The 14,459-nt window shown below is 67.6% G+C and carries 23 protein-coding genes; 1 reads left to right on the top strand and 22 read right to left on the bottom strand.

The window, feature by feature from the left end; translation table 11 throughout:
- Positions 1 to 8: 8 nt before the first annotated feature.
- From ACMA1D_RS10720 to ACMA1D_RS10730, 3 genes are read right to left on the bottom strand one after another with little or no spacing between them, the layout of a single operon-like run.
- Positions 9 to 719, bottom strand: a complete 711-nt coding sequence (locus ACMA1D_RS10720; RefSeq protein ID WP_414723650.1) for an HK97 family phage prohead protease — start codon at positions 717 to 719, stop codon at positions 9 to 11.
- Positions 709 to 2,400: a phage portal protein gene (locus ACMA1D_RS10725; protein WP_414723651.1), complete on the bottom strand. Its 1,692-nt coding sequence runs from the start codon at positions 2,398 to 2,400 to the stop codon at positions 709 to 711. Before ACMA1D_RS10725 ends, ACMA1D_RS10720 begins: the two co-directional genes overlap by 11 nt.
- A gap of 7 nt (positions 2,401 to 2,407) precedes the next feature.
- Positions 2,408 to 3,934, bottom strand: a complete 1,527-nt coding sequence (locus ACMA1D_RS10730; protein ID WP_414723652.1) for a terminase — start codon at positions 3,932 to 3,934, stop codon at positions 2,408 to 2,410.
- 40 nt (positions 3,935 to 3,974) lie between these two features.
- On the opposite strand from ACMA1D_RS10730, the gene ACMA1D_RS10735 reads away from it, so the two are divergent.
- On the top strand, positions 3,975 to 4,250 hold the full coding sequence (locus ACMA1D_RS10735) for a hypothetical protein (protein WP_414723653.1): 276 nt from the start codon (positions 3,975 to 3,977) through the stop codon (positions 4,248 to 4,250).
- A gap of 220 nt (positions 4,251 to 4,470) precedes the next feature.
- On the opposite strand, the gene ACMA1D_RS10740 is transcribed toward ACMA1D_RS10735, so the two are convergent.
- The 19 genes from ACMA1D_RS10740 to ACMA1D_RS10830 all read right to left on the bottom strand — a co-directional run bounded on the left by ACMA1D_RS10740 (position 4,471) and on the right by ACMA1D_RS10830 (position 14,401).
- Entirely contained in the window at positions 4,471 to 4,743 is a 273-nt protein-coding gene (locus tag ACMA1D_RS10740; protein ID WP_414723654.1) for an HNH endonuclease, read from the bottom strand.
- Positions 4,744 to 5,001: 258 nt separating this feature from the next.
- Positions 5,002 to 5,223, bottom strand: a complete 222-nt coding sequence (locus tag ACMA1D_RS10745) for a hypothetical protein (protein WP_414723655.1) — start codon at positions 5,221 to 5,223, stop codon at positions 5,002 to 5,004.
- The gene (locus tag ACMA1D_RS10750) at positions 5,220 to 5,510 is read right to left on the bottom strand and encodes a hypothetical protein (protein WP_414723656.1); all 291 of its coding nucleotides are present in this window, start codon (positions 5,508 to 5,510) and stop codon (positions 5,220 to 5,222) included. Before ACMA1D_RS10750 ends, ACMA1D_RS10745 begins: the two co-directional genes overlap by 4 nt.
- Before the next feature lie 14 nt (positions 5,511 to 5,524).
- Positions 5,525 to 6,268 carry a hypothetical protein gene (locus tag ACMA1D_RS10755; RefSeq protein ID WP_414723657.1) on the bottom strand — a complete coding sequence of 248 codons (744 nt, stop codon included), beginning with the start codon at positions 6,266 to 6,268 and terminating at the stop codon, positions 5,525 to 5,527.
- Between the two features lie 8 nt (positions 6,269 to 6,276).
- Positions 6,277 to 6,555: a hypothetical protein gene (locus tag ACMA1D_RS10760; protein WP_414723658.1), complete on the bottom strand. Its 279-nt coding sequence runs from the start codon at positions 6,553 to 6,555 to the stop codon at positions 6,277 to 6,279.
- 769 nt (positions 6,556 to 7,324) lie between these two features.
- Entirely contained in the window at positions 7,325 to 8,539 is a 1,215-nt protein-coding gene (locus tag ACMA1D_RS10765) for an AAA family ATPase (RefSeq protein ID WP_414723659.1), read from the bottom strand.
- Positions 8,540 to 8,553: 14 nt separating this feature from the next.
- Complete coding sequence (locus ACMA1D_RS10770; protein ID WP_414723660.1) at positions 8,554 to 8,742, bottom strand: hypothetical protein; 189 nt, start codon at positions 8,740 to 8,742, stop codon at positions 8,554 to 8,556.
- Positions 8,739 to 9,053 carry a hypothetical protein gene (locus ACMA1D_RS10775; protein ID WP_414723661.1) on the bottom strand — a complete coding sequence of 105 codons (315 nt, stop codon included), beginning with the start codon at positions 9,051 to 9,053 and terminating at the stop codon, positions 8,739 to 8,741. Before ACMA1D_RS10775 ends, ACMA1D_RS10770 begins: the two co-directional genes overlap by 4 nt.
- Complete coding sequence (locus ACMA1D_RS10780) at positions 9,050 to 9,910, bottom strand: helix-turn-helix domain-containing protein (protein WP_414723662.1); 861 nt, start codon at positions 9,908 to 9,910, stop codon at positions 9,050 to 9,052. The genes ACMA1D_RS10775 and ACMA1D_RS10780 overlap by 4 nt, the downstream gene beginning before the upstream one ends.
- On the bottom strand, positions 9,907 to 10,185 hold the full coding sequence (locus tag ACMA1D_RS10785; RefSeq protein WP_414723663.1) for a hypothetical protein: 279 nt from the start codon (positions 10,183 to 10,185) through the stop codon (positions 9,907 to 9,909). The genes ACMA1D_RS10780 and ACMA1D_RS10785 overlap by 4 nt, the downstream gene beginning before the upstream one ends.
- A 109-nt stretch (positions 10,186 to 10,294) precedes the next feature.
- Positions 10,295 to 10,798, bottom strand: a complete 504-nt coding sequence (locus ACMA1D_RS10790; RefSeq protein ID WP_414723664.1) for a DUF6378 domain-containing protein — start codon at positions 10,796 to 10,798, stop codon at positions 10,295 to 10,297.
- Positions 10,795 to 11,871, bottom strand: a complete 1,077-nt coding sequence (locus tag ACMA1D_RS10795) for a hypothetical protein (RefSeq protein WP_414723665.1) — start codon at positions 11,869 to 11,871, stop codon at positions 10,795 to 10,797. Before ACMA1D_RS10795 ends, ACMA1D_RS10790 begins: the two co-directional genes overlap by 4 nt.
- Complete coding sequence (locus tag ACMA1D_RS10800; RefSeq protein WP_414723666.1) at positions 11,861 to 12,136, bottom strand: hypothetical protein; 276 nt, start codon at positions 12,134 to 12,136, stop codon at positions 11,861 to 11,863. Before ACMA1D_RS10800 ends, ACMA1D_RS10795 begins: the two co-directional genes overlap by 11 nt.
- A complete protein-coding gene (locus ACMA1D_RS10805; protein WP_414723667.1) occupies positions 12,133 to 12,342 on the bottom strand; it encodes a hypothetical protein in 210 nt (69 codons plus the stop codon). The genes ACMA1D_RS10800 and ACMA1D_RS10805 overlap by 4 nt, the downstream gene beginning before the upstream one ends.
- A gap of 23 nt (positions 12,343 to 12,365) precedes the next feature.
- Complete coding sequence (locus tag ACMA1D_RS10810) at positions 12,366 to 12,593, bottom strand: hypothetical protein (RefSeq protein WP_414723668.1); 228 nt, start codon at positions 12,591 to 12,593, stop codon at positions 12,366 to 12,368.
- On the bottom strand, positions 12,590 to 12,844 hold the full coding sequence (locus ACMA1D_RS10815) for a hypothetical protein (RefSeq protein ID WP_414723669.1): 255 nt from the start codon (positions 12,842 to 12,844) through the stop codon (positions 12,590 to 12,592). The genes ACMA1D_RS10810 and ACMA1D_RS10815 overlap by 4 nt, the downstream gene beginning before the upstream one ends.
- Positions 12,841 to 13,719: a bifunctional DNA primase/polymerase gene (locus ACMA1D_RS10820; protein WP_414723726.1), complete on the bottom strand. Its 879-nt coding sequence runs from the start codon at positions 13,717 to 13,719 to the stop codon at positions 12,841 to 12,843. The genes ACMA1D_RS10815 and ACMA1D_RS10820 overlap by 4 nt, the downstream gene beginning before the upstream one ends.
- Complete coding sequence (locus ACMA1D_RS10825) at positions 13,719 to 13,892, bottom strand: hypothetical protein (RefSeq protein WP_414723670.1); 174 nt, start codon at positions 13,890 to 13,892, stop codon at positions 13,719 to 13,721. Before ACMA1D_RS10825 ends, ACMA1D_RS10820 begins: the two co-directional genes overlap by 1 nt.
- Positions 13,892 to 14,401 carry a WhiB family transcriptional regulator gene (locus ACMA1D_RS10830; protein ID WP_414723671.1) on the bottom strand — a complete coding sequence of 170 codons (510 nt, stop codon included), beginning with the start codon at positions 14,399 to 14,401 and terminating at the stop codon, positions 13,892 to 13,894. Before ACMA1D_RS10830 ends, ACMA1D_RS10825 begins: the two co-directional genes overlap by 1 nt.
- Positions 14,402 to 14,459 lie beyond the last annotated feature (58 nt).

Genomic DNA, 14,459 nt, shown 5'->3' on the forward strand with positions numbered 1-14,459 from the left:
GGGGACGGTTAGAGGTCGCTGGCGATCGATGCCAGCCACAGCTGTTGCGCCTCGTTGGCGCCGTCCTCGTCGGTGGGTTCGACGGCCAGCAGGGCGTCGAGCTTCCCCAGCTCGTCGCGCACTCGCTTGACCAGTCCGCCGGACTCGTCGCCGAGCCCCTTGCCCTTTTCGGCCCGCTTCGCCATGACGTCGGCGGCCCGCTGTGTGAAGGAGGTGAGCGAAGCCATGACAGCCTCACCTTCTTCGGAGAACCTGAGTCCCTTCGTGTCGAGAGTGCGAGTGCCGACACCCGCGCCCAGCATCACCGGGGACACCTCGTGCACGTCCAGCTCTTTGAGGACGCGAACCGACTTCCCGTCGTGCTCGCCCGGGGCGGAGTCCTTGACGTCGAAGCCGTACGACCACTCGCCCAAGCCGTCCTCTGCGAGGGCCTTCACGGTCTCGAAGGTGTCCCGGCCGTGCTGGGTGTTCAAGAAGAACTGCCCCTCCAGCCGGGCTTCCTTGCCGTCCGTCCGTACGACCCCCTTGCCGACCGGCAGGGCCCCGGCCCACGAGCCGTGGTTGTACGCAGAGATGACGACCGGGACGCCATCTCTGATGGCCCCCTTCACCGTCACGTCCCCGTCCCGGTCCACCACGTCGAACGTGGAGAACACCGCCGTGACCATGCCTCGGTCGGCGTCCTTGATCTCCACGCGGCCAAACGCCTTACGGTCCATCGCCACCCTCCTCGGCAGTCGGTTCCGGCTTGTCTGCTGCGGGTGGCTTGCGTCCGCCCGGCGGCCCGCCCTCGTCGGGCTCGGGCGGCGGGTCCTCGGTGGCGCGCTCGGCGCCCACGGCGGCGGCCTCAGCCTGCCGTTGACGTACCGGGTCGATGGCAAGCTGGCCCCAGTCGCCTGACTCCAGCGCGGCGACGATGCTGTCCAGCTCGAAGCCCGCGTCCGTCAACGACGTGATGATGGCCGCTTCGGTCTGCCGCACAGCGGCTTCCTCCTGCGACCGCCGCTGCGCCTGGTCGTCCTCCTGCGGGGCCGGCGGTTGCATCTGCACCGACACCAATCCGGTGTGCCGGCCGAACAGCTTGGTGACATCGTTGTCTCGCACCGCTTCAACCACGGCGTCGTTCTCGAAGCCCGACTTGATCCCCGCGTCGATGGCGTTGAGGTTGATACGCATGATCTCCGCGCGGTCGGTCTCGTCCTCCCGCAGGAACGCGATGTCCCGCGTGTCGTACCAGAGGCTGCGCCCGTCTCCCAACACGGTGGAGTTGCCCAGCACCAGCAGCGGTTCGAGGGACGCGGCGGCCATCCGCCACAGCGGGCGCATCGTGCCGTCCGCGAACCGGCGCCGGCTGGCGTTGTAGTTGCCCGAGTTCAGCGACGAACCCTGCATGCCCTCGGAGAACCCCACCCACGACGCCGGCACGCCGGCCGCCGCGGCGATCCGAGATTCCCCCTTGCCGACCGTGGCCGCGAAGTCGAGCTGCTTGAAGTCGTACGACAGCGGCGTGACGTCCGCGCCGCCCATCAGAAACAGCGTCTTGTACGCGTTCCACGCGCCCCGGTGGCCCTGGTTGAACTTGGCCACGAACTCATCGAACGCGTCCTCGTCGGCGTCCTTGTCGAACTTCACGACCATGTTCGGCACGGCCGCGTTCTCGAAGAAGTTCCGTTTGTGGGCCGTCGAAGATATGTCGGCTTCCACCTCGCGTACCACCGGCGTAATCCACGACATGCCCCGGAAGCGGGCCACCGGGTCCGGGATCGGCGAGTAGTGGCACACCTCGTCGGGCAGTAGCCGCACCGCTTCGGCACGCGGCCCGCTGTCCAGCCGCGAACCTCGCGGCTCGTACACGATCATCAGCACCCGGGCGTCGAGCGCCCACGGGTCCTTCGACTTCGAGCCGATGATCAACGTCACCCAGTCCGGGCGCATACGCACGATCCGCCGGCCAGAGCCCCGCGCCGCGCGCCCAAGGTTGCCGTTGTCGTCGGCGATGGTGGCCCAGAAGTTGCCGGCGAACGTGACGTCCTGCTCCATGTGCGCCAGCAGCTCGCCCGTCGTACCGCCAGGCCACGGCCGCTCCAGCAAGCCCAGCTCGGGCGACCCAAACAGGTCGGACGGGCGGCCCTGCTCGAAGCGGCGCCACTGGAATCGGGCCTCACTGAACACCATCTGCCGCGCCAGCATGCAGGCCGCGACCGGCCCGTTGCGTTTGAGCGCCATGTTCACGTACGACTCGAAGTCGTTCTCAATGCGCTCGGTCTCCCCGGCCGGCGCGCCGTCCATGAACCCGCCGGCCAGGTTCAGCGCATGCTGCGGCGACCACACCTCGGGCTCCGACCACGACTTCGAGGCCACCGACGAGGCGAACCCGAACCGACGAAACAACCAACCCATCAGCCGATCACTCCCCCCACGCCGCCCGGGGGCGGGATCTCGGCCGGTTCACACCGCGGTCATGGCCGAAGCGGGCCAGCGTCGCCGCCACCAGGGGCGTGATGTCCACGGATGAGTTGCGCTTATCCCACGCCCACAGGTCCGCCAGGTCACGCTTCGCGGCACCGGCGACCGCCATGTTCAACATGGGCTGGTTCAGGTGAACCAGGTCGGGGGTGTTGCCCTTCATCGGCACCACCGAGCTGTAGAACCTGCCGCACGCCTGCGCGTACTCGCGCATCGTCGGGGAGATGACCGTCAGCCCGTGCTTCTGCATCGGCTCAACGAAGCTGCCGGCCTGCGAAGCCTGGTCGATCACGAACACCACCTTGCGGTTCTTCGCGATCTCCCGAGCCCGCGGCACCACCCAGTCCACGCCCTGCCGGTAGTCGTACCGCAGGCCGTCGCCCGTCACCTCCACGTGCACCTCCCGCACCCCGTCAACGGACTCACCGTTGAAGGCGCACGCCACCATGCACGAGGAGCGTCGGTCCGGAGACGTATCGATGCCGATGCACACCGGCCCCTGCGGCGACGACACCGAGTCGAAACGGGCCGTCCACGCGTCCTCGGAGATGACCTGCCACGCGTCGCCTTCGACCGGCCAGTCACCGCCGCCCAGACGTTCCTGTGCGAAGGTGGCCGGGTCCATGGCGGCCCGCTCACTCTCGATGTGCTCGACCGAGATGCGGATGCCCAACCCCGGGTTGGCCTTCGCGTACGAGTCGACCAGCCGGACGAACGCGCGTTCCCGCTCGGCATCCGACAACGATGTCTCGTTGTCCGGCATGCCCACGGGATCATGCTCCGTGCAGCCACGCGGGCAGAACTCGCTGCACGCGTCCACCGACCACTCGAAGAAGCACAGCCGCTCGTCCACGCCGCGCAGCGCCCGCTGCCTCATGCGGCCGAACGCCGTGCTCTCCTTGTCGCCCGCCGACCCCGTCAACACGAGCTGCGGATTCGGCCGCGCAGACATCGTCGGCAGCAAGGCCGCCAACTGCGTGTCCGTGAGGTACATCGCCTCATCAAGGATCACCTTGTCGGCGGTGAAGCCGCGGCCACCGCCCTTGGTGCGCGTCCGGAAGCGCAGCCGCTGCCCCGACAGCAGCTCGATGCCTTCCTCACCGTGGGACCAGGTGATGCGCTTGACCTCGGACTTGAACTCCGGGTTGTCCGAGATCAAGGCTTCGATCCGTTGGAAGGCTTCCTTCGACGTGTCGAACTGGTGGGCCGAGTGAATGATCAACCGGTCTCCGAACAGGAACAGGCAGGCCAGCTCGTACGCCTCCAGGACCGAGCCCTTGCCGTTCTGCCGCGACACCATCAGGCCGCACTCCAGCGCCGCCCACGTCGGCGTCCCGTCCGCCAGCCGCTGCCCCCGCTCCGCCAACGCGTGCTCCAGGAACAGCCGCTGCCACGGGTCAAGAACCAGCCCGGCGGCCCCCGCCAGGTCGACGGCTTCCTGACCGGCGCTCCGCGTGCTTAGTCCCAAGCTCGTGGGACTGTGCAGAATCCGGGGGGTCTGCACCCCCATGACGTCGCTCGCGTCGAAGGCGAATCTCATCGAGGTGGCTCACCTCCGCATCCGCGTCCGGCAGAGCCTCAATCCGCTCGATGATCTTTTCGAGCCGCAGCAACAGCGACGCCTGGTCACCCGTCCGCAACCGCGAGCTGAGACACGACTTGCACAGGTTCGCTTCGAGCTGGTGAGCGATGTAGTCCCGCATCGCGATCAACGAAGCCCGCAGGTCACCACCGTTCACCGCCTCCTCAAGCGACACCCGATCCACGCCACCGCCCCCTGCTGATCAATAGAGAGAGAAACGGTCACGATGGGGCGGGGTCTCCCGTGAGCCTTGATCACGTGCCACCCCCGCCCCCCTGGGCCCGGGGCCTGGTCCGGCCGGCAGGGTGGGGGGTGCTTTGGAGACCTGTCGTCCCCCTACGCCGGAGTGATCTGGCAGCGGTGGGGCTGGTGGCCGTGCCGAGCTGCTGGGCCGGCCGACGCCTCGTGGTACGAGGGGCTGCTCACCACCTGGTGGAGTTGATCGGCTTGTGCCAGTCGAGCCGGGCGCCGCGCGAGCTGTTGCACGAGTGGTGGGCTTCGCGGAGGTTGTTGATCTCTAGGTAGAGCTCTGGCGCGAGGCTGTATGGAACGACGTGATCGATGGTCCAAGACCATGGATCGTTCGGTGCAATCGACATGTCGATGGGCTTGCCACACAGCCAGCACACGTGGGTACCAGTGGCGCGTAGGTGCGCCTGTATCCGGCGCCATGGTCTGCCGCCACGACTGGGCATGAGGCACACCACCAATCGCAGGCGCTGGGAGTGCTGCTCAGCTCAGCGCACAGACGACAGGCCAGGTGTGCCTGCTGCTGGGGCACAGGTACGGGGTGGGCTGTGGGGCCTGGGCGCGTGGAGGTATAGGCCAGGGTGGGTCCGGTATGGCGAGCAGGGTCCGGCTCAGCCGGGTGGCCCACACAGGAAAGGCCCGGTACCTCAGCGGATACCGGGCCCTGCGTCTGTGGGGCTCCCCGTGATCGGGACGCACCTGTGCTACTGGCTGTTCAGGATAGGTGGGTCACCCTTTCGTGCGCAAACCTCATGAATCTGGAGCAAATCCCACCGTGCGTTGCCCTTGCCGGGCCTCCCGTACCGGGTCAGCTTCCCGTCCCGGGCCAGGTTGTAGATGCGCCGCCGGACCGTCTCCAGCGGCACCTGCTCTTCGAACACCCACTGGACGTAGACGGCGGCGGCCTCGGTGTCGACCAGGATCATTCGTCCGCGAATCGGTGCGCCGTCACGCCATCGCGGTCGACTCGTCCCAAACGGACGCGGAGTGATCCGTCAGCCCCCGTACGGGGCGGCGCATCGGCGTCGACTTCGAGGGTGCCCAGATAGATGTACGTAACGCCTTCCGCCGCGTCGTAGTACCGAACTTCAACTTCGCCGTTCGGGGCCCAAGCCACTTCGAGGGTCTGCTGTCGCAGCAGCCGCCAGCTTGGCCGATCGGTGGCGGCGGCGGTTCCATGAGGCAGCGGAAGGTCGAAAGCGTCTGTGGGCATCAAGGGCGGACCTTTCATGTTGAGACCTCAGTCATGTGCGGATGATCGGGTTGCCTGATGCCCGTGAAGGCGTCGAGCCACTGCCACGGCCAGTAGGCCACGCCGCACGAGTCGGCGGTGGTCGTGCCGACGCAGCGCACCACGTGGCCGAAGAGCACCAGGGCGCCGCCGCACTCGCCGCACGAAGCGGGGATGGGCCGGCGCGGGCGGGGGTCGTCGTAGCCGAGCAGTACGCGGGCGCGGGCGGTGTGATGGCGCAGCATCCGCCCGGCCTCGGTGACGGTCTCGTGCTGTTCCGAGTGAACGGCGATGGTCGCGGCGAGGAGTAGCGCGTCAAGGTCGTCTTCCAGCGAGGCGCGCGGCACCGTAGGCGTCGCACCCATCGTGGCGATGGTGGCGCGTGTGTCGGCGCGCAGCTCGGCGAGGAGATTGGCCGCGTCCAGCGGCGCGGGGGGCCGGCCGGCTGGCTTGTGGCTGCGGGCGCCCGCGGTGAACGTGCCTTTGGTGTGTTGGTTGCCGCTGGTTGAGTACGAGCGCAGTGCCTGGCCAAGTGGGGCTTGGTGGACTGCTGCGGCCCGGCCTTCGACGCTGCTGGGGCATCGGCACGCGGCGTGGCGTCGCAGGCCGGGCGGCATTGCTTCTCTGGCGGTCTTGCATTCCGGGGTGTGGGTGGCTATTCGCACGTGGTATTCAACCCGCTCTGTCCACCAATGCGTGAACGGGTGCACGAGGTTCGCCAAATGCGTTGGATCGTCCACTGGTCGGCCTACTCCTTTCTGGAATTCGCCGTGGGGGCTTTCACGGGCGGGCGTCGCTTTCTGCGTTTGCGGGGTTTGTCGGTGACTTCGCCGCGTTGGTATTCGCCGTAGGCGCGGGCTTGGTCGATTGCGGTGAGGAGTTGGTAGACGAGGGTTTGGGCGTTGCTGGTGGTGATGCGTTTGATGGCGCGTTGGGGTTCGCGGTTGCCGGCGGCGGGGGCGTCGAAGCCGACGATCACGGCGTCTTGGTGGGCGGTGATGAGCATGTGGTCGATGGGGGTGATCATGTGGGTTCCGTTCAGAACGGGGGCGGGTCGCAGGTGCCGCACGACAGGGGCGTTTCGTCGGGGCGGCTGTCTGCCCACCACAGGGCCGTGCGCGGGCAGGTTGGGGGTGGTGTCCACCCTTGGGCTTTCCAGGCGTCGCAGGGGCTGGTGGCGGGTGTTGGTGGGGGTGGTTGGTGGGTGGTGGTGGCGTGGGTGCCGCAGGCGTGGGCGGTGAGGAGTGTGGCGCCGGGGCGGGGTGGGTTTTGGGGGTGGGCGAGTCGGGTGGGGGTGAACTCGTAGAGCTGGTATCCGGCGGCGGTGAGGGCGGTGGCTTGGGGTGGGGTGAGGGGGGTTGGGTTGGCGGTGACGTGGCAGCCGGCGTCGTGGGCGGTGAGGACGAGTTGGGTGCAGCGGGTGCAGGTGGCTGCTTGGGGTTGGGTGTCGATGAGGTGTTGCGTGTGGTCACCTCGTGTGTTGGGTGGGGGTGTTCAGTTGCGCCGGGTGGCGTGACTGTGCGCCTCGCGCGCACGCGTGAGGGGGGTTATTTGGTGTAAATGGTTTAACTGTTTCTGACCTGGGCTTTTGTGTGGCGGGAATGGTGGCGCGACTGTGGCGGGACTGTGGCGCAATAGGTCACGGTCGGTAGCGACTCGCGTTCTTTGTGCATTCGCGCTATTGCGCCATTTACGCCCAACCCCCCTCGGGGGTTCGCCCAGTCGCGCCATTTACGCCAGTCCCGCCACTGGTGGCATGAATGCACAGAGTAATCATGCTCTGTGCTGATGCCCGATCACTGACCGTGCGGTAGGCCCCAGATTGATGCCGACCCGAAGCCCAACCGAGTCGACGTCAGCTTGAGCTTCGACGCCGCCCGCTCCACCGCCCGCTGCGACAGCCCCTCGCCACGCGCCGCTTGGATGACCTCTTTGCGCAGCGCTTCGCCGCCCTTCTCCTCCAGGAACGCGCGCAGGAAGTCCTGCGCGTCCTTGGTGGCCGTACGCACGTCGCCGAACGCCACACTGTCCGCGAGCATGTCCGACACGCGCAGGTCGGTCTTGCCGAGGAATTCGAGCCGCGACGTGTCGATGAGGTCGCCGCCCGGGGCGGCCGGGAAGACGTAAGAGTCGATGCGGTACCGGTAGCTGGGCAGGTCGGTGCGGCCGAGGTTGTTCTTCTCCTGGGAGAGCACGGCGGTGCCGGGCTCGTCGGGGTCGACCATGGCGCCCATGACGGAGCGGGTGACGTTGCCCAGCTCTGAGCTGCCCATGATGGCGTCCATGAGGTTGGTGCTCAGGGCCTTGCGGGTGTGCGCGTTGCCGATGACCGCGAGCTGCTGGGCTTCGGCCATGCGTCGGATGCGTTCGACGGCGGGGCGTACCTCGTCGCCGCTGTTGGACTTGGCCCGTAGGTTGGACGACAGGGGGTCGAGGATGACCGCGGCGGCGTGGTGCTGGTGGGCGGCGGCGCCGAGCTGGTCGCAGTCGTACGGCAGGATGACGCGGTCGTGCTGGCCGGCCTGGTCGACGTGAACGAAGTGGACCTTGGTGAGGTCGGCGCCGGCTGCGACGAGTCGGGGGACGACGGTGAATTCAAGGGAGTCTTCGTTGACGACGTAGAGGACGCCTTTGGGGTGGCCGGCGTATTCGCCGCGCATGTCGCCGGTGGTGATCCAGGCGGTGAGGGTGGCGAGGAGTGTGGATTTTCCGATGCCGCCTCTGCCGACGAGTAGGGTGACTTCGCCGACGGGAATGCGTTCTTGCCAGAGCCATTGGACGCGTCGGGGTGTGATGGTTTGGGCTTGGGTGGTGCGTATTTGGCGGAGTTGTTGTTCTTCTTGTTCGGCGGCTTCGGCGCCTTTTCTGCGGGCGATGGCCCGTATTTTCTCGCTTTCGGCGAGTTGGTTTATCTGCTCGGTTTTTTGGTCGGCTGCGATTTGGTCGGCGATGTTTTCGGTGCCGGGGTAGGGGTGGCCCGTGGTGGGGTCCCATTCGGTCCAGTGAGGCAACGGGCCCCCCTTTGTCAGGTGGTGGCTTCTTCGGCGCGTATGGCGGCCATGGTGATGGTTTGGGCGAGCCTGTAGGCGTCTTCGATGGCGATGGTGACGCGGGTGCGTTCGTGGGTGCTGGTGGTGGCGACGTTGATGACGACGTTGCCGTTCTGGGGTTCGACCCAGATGCTGCCGTTTTCTCTGCGGGGTGTGTGGGTCATGTGATGTTCCAGGCTTCGAGGACATGGTGGCTGGGGTCGCCGTGTTGGGGGCAGTCGGCGGTGTAGGCCAGGTTGTTGCAAGCGGGGCAGTCGCTGCTGCGCCAGATGGAAGGCGCGCAGCAGCCTCCGGTCGGGTGGAGGACTTCGAACATGGGCCGTACGTGGACGTGGCCGAGCACGGCCGATCCACGTTGGGCGAGCGTGTACGCGATGCCGTTGTGGAAGTCGTTGTAGCGGCTGATGATGTCGGTTTGGTCGAGCCGGTAGGGGCTGAGGAGGTCGTGTTCGATCCAGTTGATGAGCGGGTTCACGCGGCTCTCCGGGTGCGCTGGACGGTGCGTTCCGATACACCGGTCTCCTCGGCGATTTGGGCGGCGGTGAGGCGGCCCTCGGCGAGTAGCTGAGCGACGTGTGCACGGCGTTGTTCGGCGGCGTCGGCCCGTTCGCTGCGGCGTTCTTCGTTGCGGCCGGTACGGCAGGCCGGGCAGGGTTCGGTGCCTTCGCGGCGGTGGATGCGGTAGCCGGTTTCGGTGCCGCACTCGCCGGTCCACTCGGGGGTGGCGTCGGGGTTGTCGATGGTTTCCGGGTCCCAGCAGTGTGGTGGGGCGTAGCCGGCGCGGGCGGCGGCGTTGCGGGCGTAGGTGATGCCGTGCTGGGTGGCCCCGAGGTCGGCGGGGTTGGTGCCGGCGAGTTGCTGGTAGACGTCGGCGACGCGGCGGGCGTAGGCGGCGTGGGTGCGGGCGCTTCGGCCGTGCAGGATGCGCCGTAGGTAGGGCTCGTTGGTGTCGGGGCCCATGGCTTGCCGGATGTAGCCGATGGGGAAGCCGGCGGCCCATAGGGCTTGGAGCCTGCGTTGTGTGCCGGTGGGGTCCACGCGGGCACCGGCGGCTCCGTCGTCGGGCCGGGCCTCGTGCTGGACCTGTTGGAGTCTGGTGAGGGTGGTTCGCAGGATTCCGGCTCGGCCCCCGGCGAAGGTCGACACGGTGGATGCGGGTACGCCGACCTGTGCGCCGATGGCCCGATAGGACATGCCTTTGGCGTGCAGGTCGTTGATCATCTGGCGGGTGTCTTCGACTTCGGGGGTGCCGGTGACGAGGCTGGGTCGGCCTACTTGCCGGAGGTAGTCCCATCGTTTCTGGCGGGCGCGCCGGTCGGTGGTGTTCGTCATGGTGGGCCCTGTTCGTGAGGGTCCCCGGGGGTGGGGGCGGGTTGTTCGTTGCTGCCGGGACACCATTCGCTGATGACGTGGTCAAGGGCGTCGTCGCCCTTCACGCCGCCTGTGGCTGCGTGGAGGGCGGCTGCGTGGCGGGCGCGTGCGGCCGGGGTGCGGGTGCCGGCGTGGCCGGTGGCTGCGTGGCGGGCGAGGGTGCCTGTGTCGTTGAGTGGTTCGATGCGGTTGCAGTGGGGGCAGTAGCCTTCGGGGCCCCAGTCGATGCCGGTCATTCGACGCGGACCTTTCTGGCGAGGCTGGGCAGCATCGCGAGGGCGAGTGCGGCGCCGGCGGCGAAGGCCCACCACTCGGCGCGGGTGCGGGGCCAGCCCGGCGGTGGGGTCATGGGGCGGCGGCTCGGTTGGTGTTCACCGCCGGTTCCCTGGTGGTGCACTCGTAGCCGCAGGCGGCGTATCCGGCGAGGTCGGTCCAGTTGTCCCGGTTGGCGCGGGAGTGCATGAGCCGAGACAGTTTGACGGCGGCGACGAGCACGGCCACGTCGGACGGCGCCAGGTCGACGTAGACCTGTTCGTGGTCGTCGTAGCGCCGGTACCCGAGCGCGGTGAGTGCGCCGGCGGTGCGCTGGAAGTCGTCGTACGGTTCGCCGTGGGTCGTGTTGCGGTCCCCGACCACGAGGTTGCGGGCTTCGTTGAGCAGGCCGGCGCGGGGCGGTTCAGTCTCCTCGGCGGCGGCCTCGGGCTTGTCGTCGCCGGGGGTGTGCCACTCTCCCCATCTGTCGCCGTGCCAAATCCGCTCGCTTGGCAGTGTGTCGTTTAGGGAGTGGTCGCGGACGCAGGTGCGGGTGATGCCGTATTGGTCGTCGTAGAACGATGAAGTGCAGATCATGTGTTGTCCTGTCCGAGTTCAACGCCATAGGAAGCAGTAACCCGCCCCGCATCCGGGTCCACGAACAACAACCACTGCGACGGCTCCGACTGCGCAGCCAGGGTTTCCGCAGCGAACGTGTTTGTGGATTCGGTGGAGCCGTTGCACCACACGGCCCGCTGGTTGAGGGGGATTCGCCCCAACTGGTGGTAGTGGCCCATAAAAACGTCGCCGAACCGCTCGGGGATTCCACCGCTGCCCCATCCGTTGACCTTCTTCCCGAGCCCGTACCAGGGGAAGCCGGAGTGGCCTCGAATCTGGTCGCCGTGGATCAACAGGGCGCTGTAGTTGCCGAGTTGCATGACCTGGTACCAGTTGCGTTCGCCTTGCGGGTCGGTCATGACGAGTTTGAAGCGGTTTTCGTCGCGCAGGAGCATTCCGAGAATGCGGTAGAGCATTCGGTCAGCGTTGTCCATGGGTCCGAACTGGCCGCGACGCCCAATGCGGCCATGATTTCCGTCAACGGCATGGACAGTGACAGTTTCGAAATGCCCGAGCAGGTACCGCAGAAAATCAGCACAGAGCGCGGGGGTGGTGTTGAAGAGCTGGTCATAGAGCGTCGAATCTATGAGCCACTGTTGGCCGGGGAAGATGTCGACCCCTTCGACCATGTCGCCCAGCATTGGAACGACGCAATGGCGGACGGGATGGTGTAGCCGCTGGATGTCGGATAGCTGCACGATTTTCCGTGCGTATCGCATGACACGATCACGTGCGACGTCCGAGTTGTAGTCGGGGGTGCGCTTGCCAGTCTGTAGGTCACTGAGCAGGGCAACGGCGTACTCTTCTCGTTGTCCGTCGGCCGGAAAGTCAAGGAAGATGTCCGACGGCCGCTGCATGGGTGGGATGTGGATACGTCCGATGGCTTCGGTGGTTGCGTCCCACACGGCCGTCAGGTAGTCGGCGTGTCGGTGCTTTGTCTCGTGCAACTGGCGGGCGAGTCGGGCGTTCGCGGCCTTGAGCGTGGTGATCTGGTCAGCATGGTTGGCGTCGTCCACCAGGCCGTTCCAGTCACCCAGGTCTTCACTGCTCATCGCTCGGTTCCTTCCGGCAGGTGCAGTTGCCGCCGCGATGGCGGCCGATGGTGTTGCCGCTCGGCGCGATGTCGCCGCAGCGCTGGCGGAGGACGCGGGCAAGCCCGGCCGAGGTGACGTGGTCGGAGTCCAGGGCGGCTCGCACGGCGGCTCGGGCCTGGTCGTTGGGGAGTTCGTCAAGGAGTATGGCGACGCCGCACCGCTGGTAGTGGCGGGTGGACTGGGCGGCCACCTCGTCGGCGAAGTTGTCCCAGCCGCCGGTCATGACTCGTTCACCGGCCTTACGACGGCGGCGCGGGTTTCGGAGTCCTCGCAAACCTCCCACTCGTCGCCGAGTTCGAGCGAGAACCCTTGGCCCCAGCCGGAGCATTGCGCGCACACCGTCGGGAAGTCCCCGTACTCGGCGGCTTCTTCCGCGATGAGATCCGGATCGGTCTCTTCGGTGTCGACGGTGACGGTGGCGTAGGCCACGGTCGAAAAGCTGACGCGATGCCTCATGACAGGTGCCCCCTGACGTGGTGCGGGGTGATGTGGGTGCAGTGCTCACAGCGCGGGGTGCCCGGCGGGCAGGGAATGCCGAGCAGCGGTTCACCGCAGATCGCCACGAGCGGCCATGTGCCGCGCGGGTAGCAGACGCGGCACAGCGCGTGCGCGGCGGCCGGTGCGTTGTCGGCGGCAGCCGGTACCTGTTCGCTCGCGATGTCGTACGTGGGGGCGCTCATGTGCGGCTCACCGCCTCGCCCGTGGCGGGCTGTGGGTTTTCCGCGTTGAACGCGTCGGAAAGCTGCCGCATCTTCGGTTTGATGTCGGTCTTGAGGTAGTCCAACTCGGCCTGCTGCTGTTGGACGAGCAGTGCGAACCGTTCGGCCTCGGCCTGGTAGGCCGCGAGTTGCGTCTCAACCTCGGTGATATTGGCCAACGCCTGGTTGATCTCCTTCGCGGCGGCCACGAAGTCTGGGGCTGGGGTCGTCATGGTGTTCTCCGAGTGGGGAGGTGGGTGCGTTGGACGATGCCCCGCGCCTCGCGCTCGGGCAGGCCGGCGGCCACAGCGGGGGGCACGAGTTCCGCTAGCGCGTCGGCTTCGCTGGCCCCGTCGTCGCGCATCCGGCATGCCGCCCAGTGCAGCGTCGTGGCCCGGCTGCCCTCTCCTGCGGCAGCAACGGTCGCGACGAGGCCGGCGAACTGGCCGGCCCCGGCCATGCGGGGCGTGCGGGGGGCCCGAACCGGCTGGGGCTTCGCGCGGACCAGTTCGACCAGCCACGGCGGGGCGTCGGCCACCGGCCGCTGGTTGTCGGCGACGTACGCGCCGGCGGGGGTTGCCGACCCGGCGGCCAGCACGTAACCGCCGCGGGTGCCCCCACCATTCCGCACGTCGACGTGTCCCTTGATGGGCGACGCCTGCGAGGCAGGCACGCCGGCGGGCCACCGGTAGTACAGGTGCAAGCCCATGCGGGTGGTGGTGACCTGGTAGGTGTCGAGCAGCGACTCGTACGACTGGCCGTACCGGTGGCACATGGCGCGTAGGCAGTCGGTGCCGTCGACCAGGGGCCCGTACTGGTCGTGGAGGTGGGCGTAGGGGGTGTTGTGCAGTGACCACTTCTCGCGCGGCAGGCCGGCCAGCACCGCGGCCACGTAGGACGGCTTGGGCATGTCGCAGTCGACTACGAGGAGACCCGACGGTTTGCATGCGACGCCGATGTTGGCGCGTGGGTGCCGGGCCCACCAGGTGGTGATGGTGCGCAGGTCGTTCGTGGCGGCGTCGGCCCACTCCAGCAAGGGGGTCTTCTCGCCGGGCCGGCAAGGGAAGATGTGCCAGCCTGCTTGTTGCGCGGTGACGGCGTGGCGCATCACGGCGCGTGGTCTCCGGCGAGGAACATGGCGAGCCTGAGTACGTCTTCGGGGTCGTGGGGCCGGTCGTCGTCCCTGTCGAAGAGGTTGCGGAGCAGGGCGTGCGCGGCGCGGTAGATGTCGGACCGTTCGGCCACGTACTGGTCGACGCTGCACGAGGGGCATGCGCTCATCAGGCGGCCTTTCTTGAGCACCACGGGCAGCGAACGGCGGTCATGGCCAGGCGTTCGTCGGCGATGGTTCGGGTGGGGTGTACGGAAGCCCCGCAAATCGCGGTCCACATGCGGCCGTCGAAGTGCTGTCCGTCGAGAGCAACGGTGTGTTGACGGCGGGTGGCGGCCGGCTTGCTGAGATTGATGGCGCTGCGGGTGTGGTCTTCGGCCCAGATGTCGATGGGTGTGACCACACGGGTCTTGGCGCGTTCGCGGAAGGTGTGTCCGCCGGCAATGCCCAGGAAGTCAGGTTCGGACTGGGCCCAGTCCAGGCACTGTTCCCGTACGGGGCAGCCTTCGCAGTAGGTGCCCGCGAAATGGCGGGCTTGGCGCGCGGTGACGTTGGGACTGGTGGCGGTGTTCTGCACGTGCTTGTCGTCGGTGACGCACTTGCCGCGCAGTCGCCAGGCCGAGTCGATCGCGCGCATCGTCGGATCGTGGTTGTAGACGGCCTCTCCTGGCTGCGGCATGAGGTTGCACCTCCCTCACTGTGGGGTTTGGGCGCGGAAGCTCCCGGGCGCGAACCAG

It is taken from the genome of Streptomyces sp. 796.1 (genome assembly GCF_047525675.1).
GTDB lineage: Bacteria > Actinomycetota > Actinomycetes > Streptomycetales > Streptomycetaceae > Streptomyces.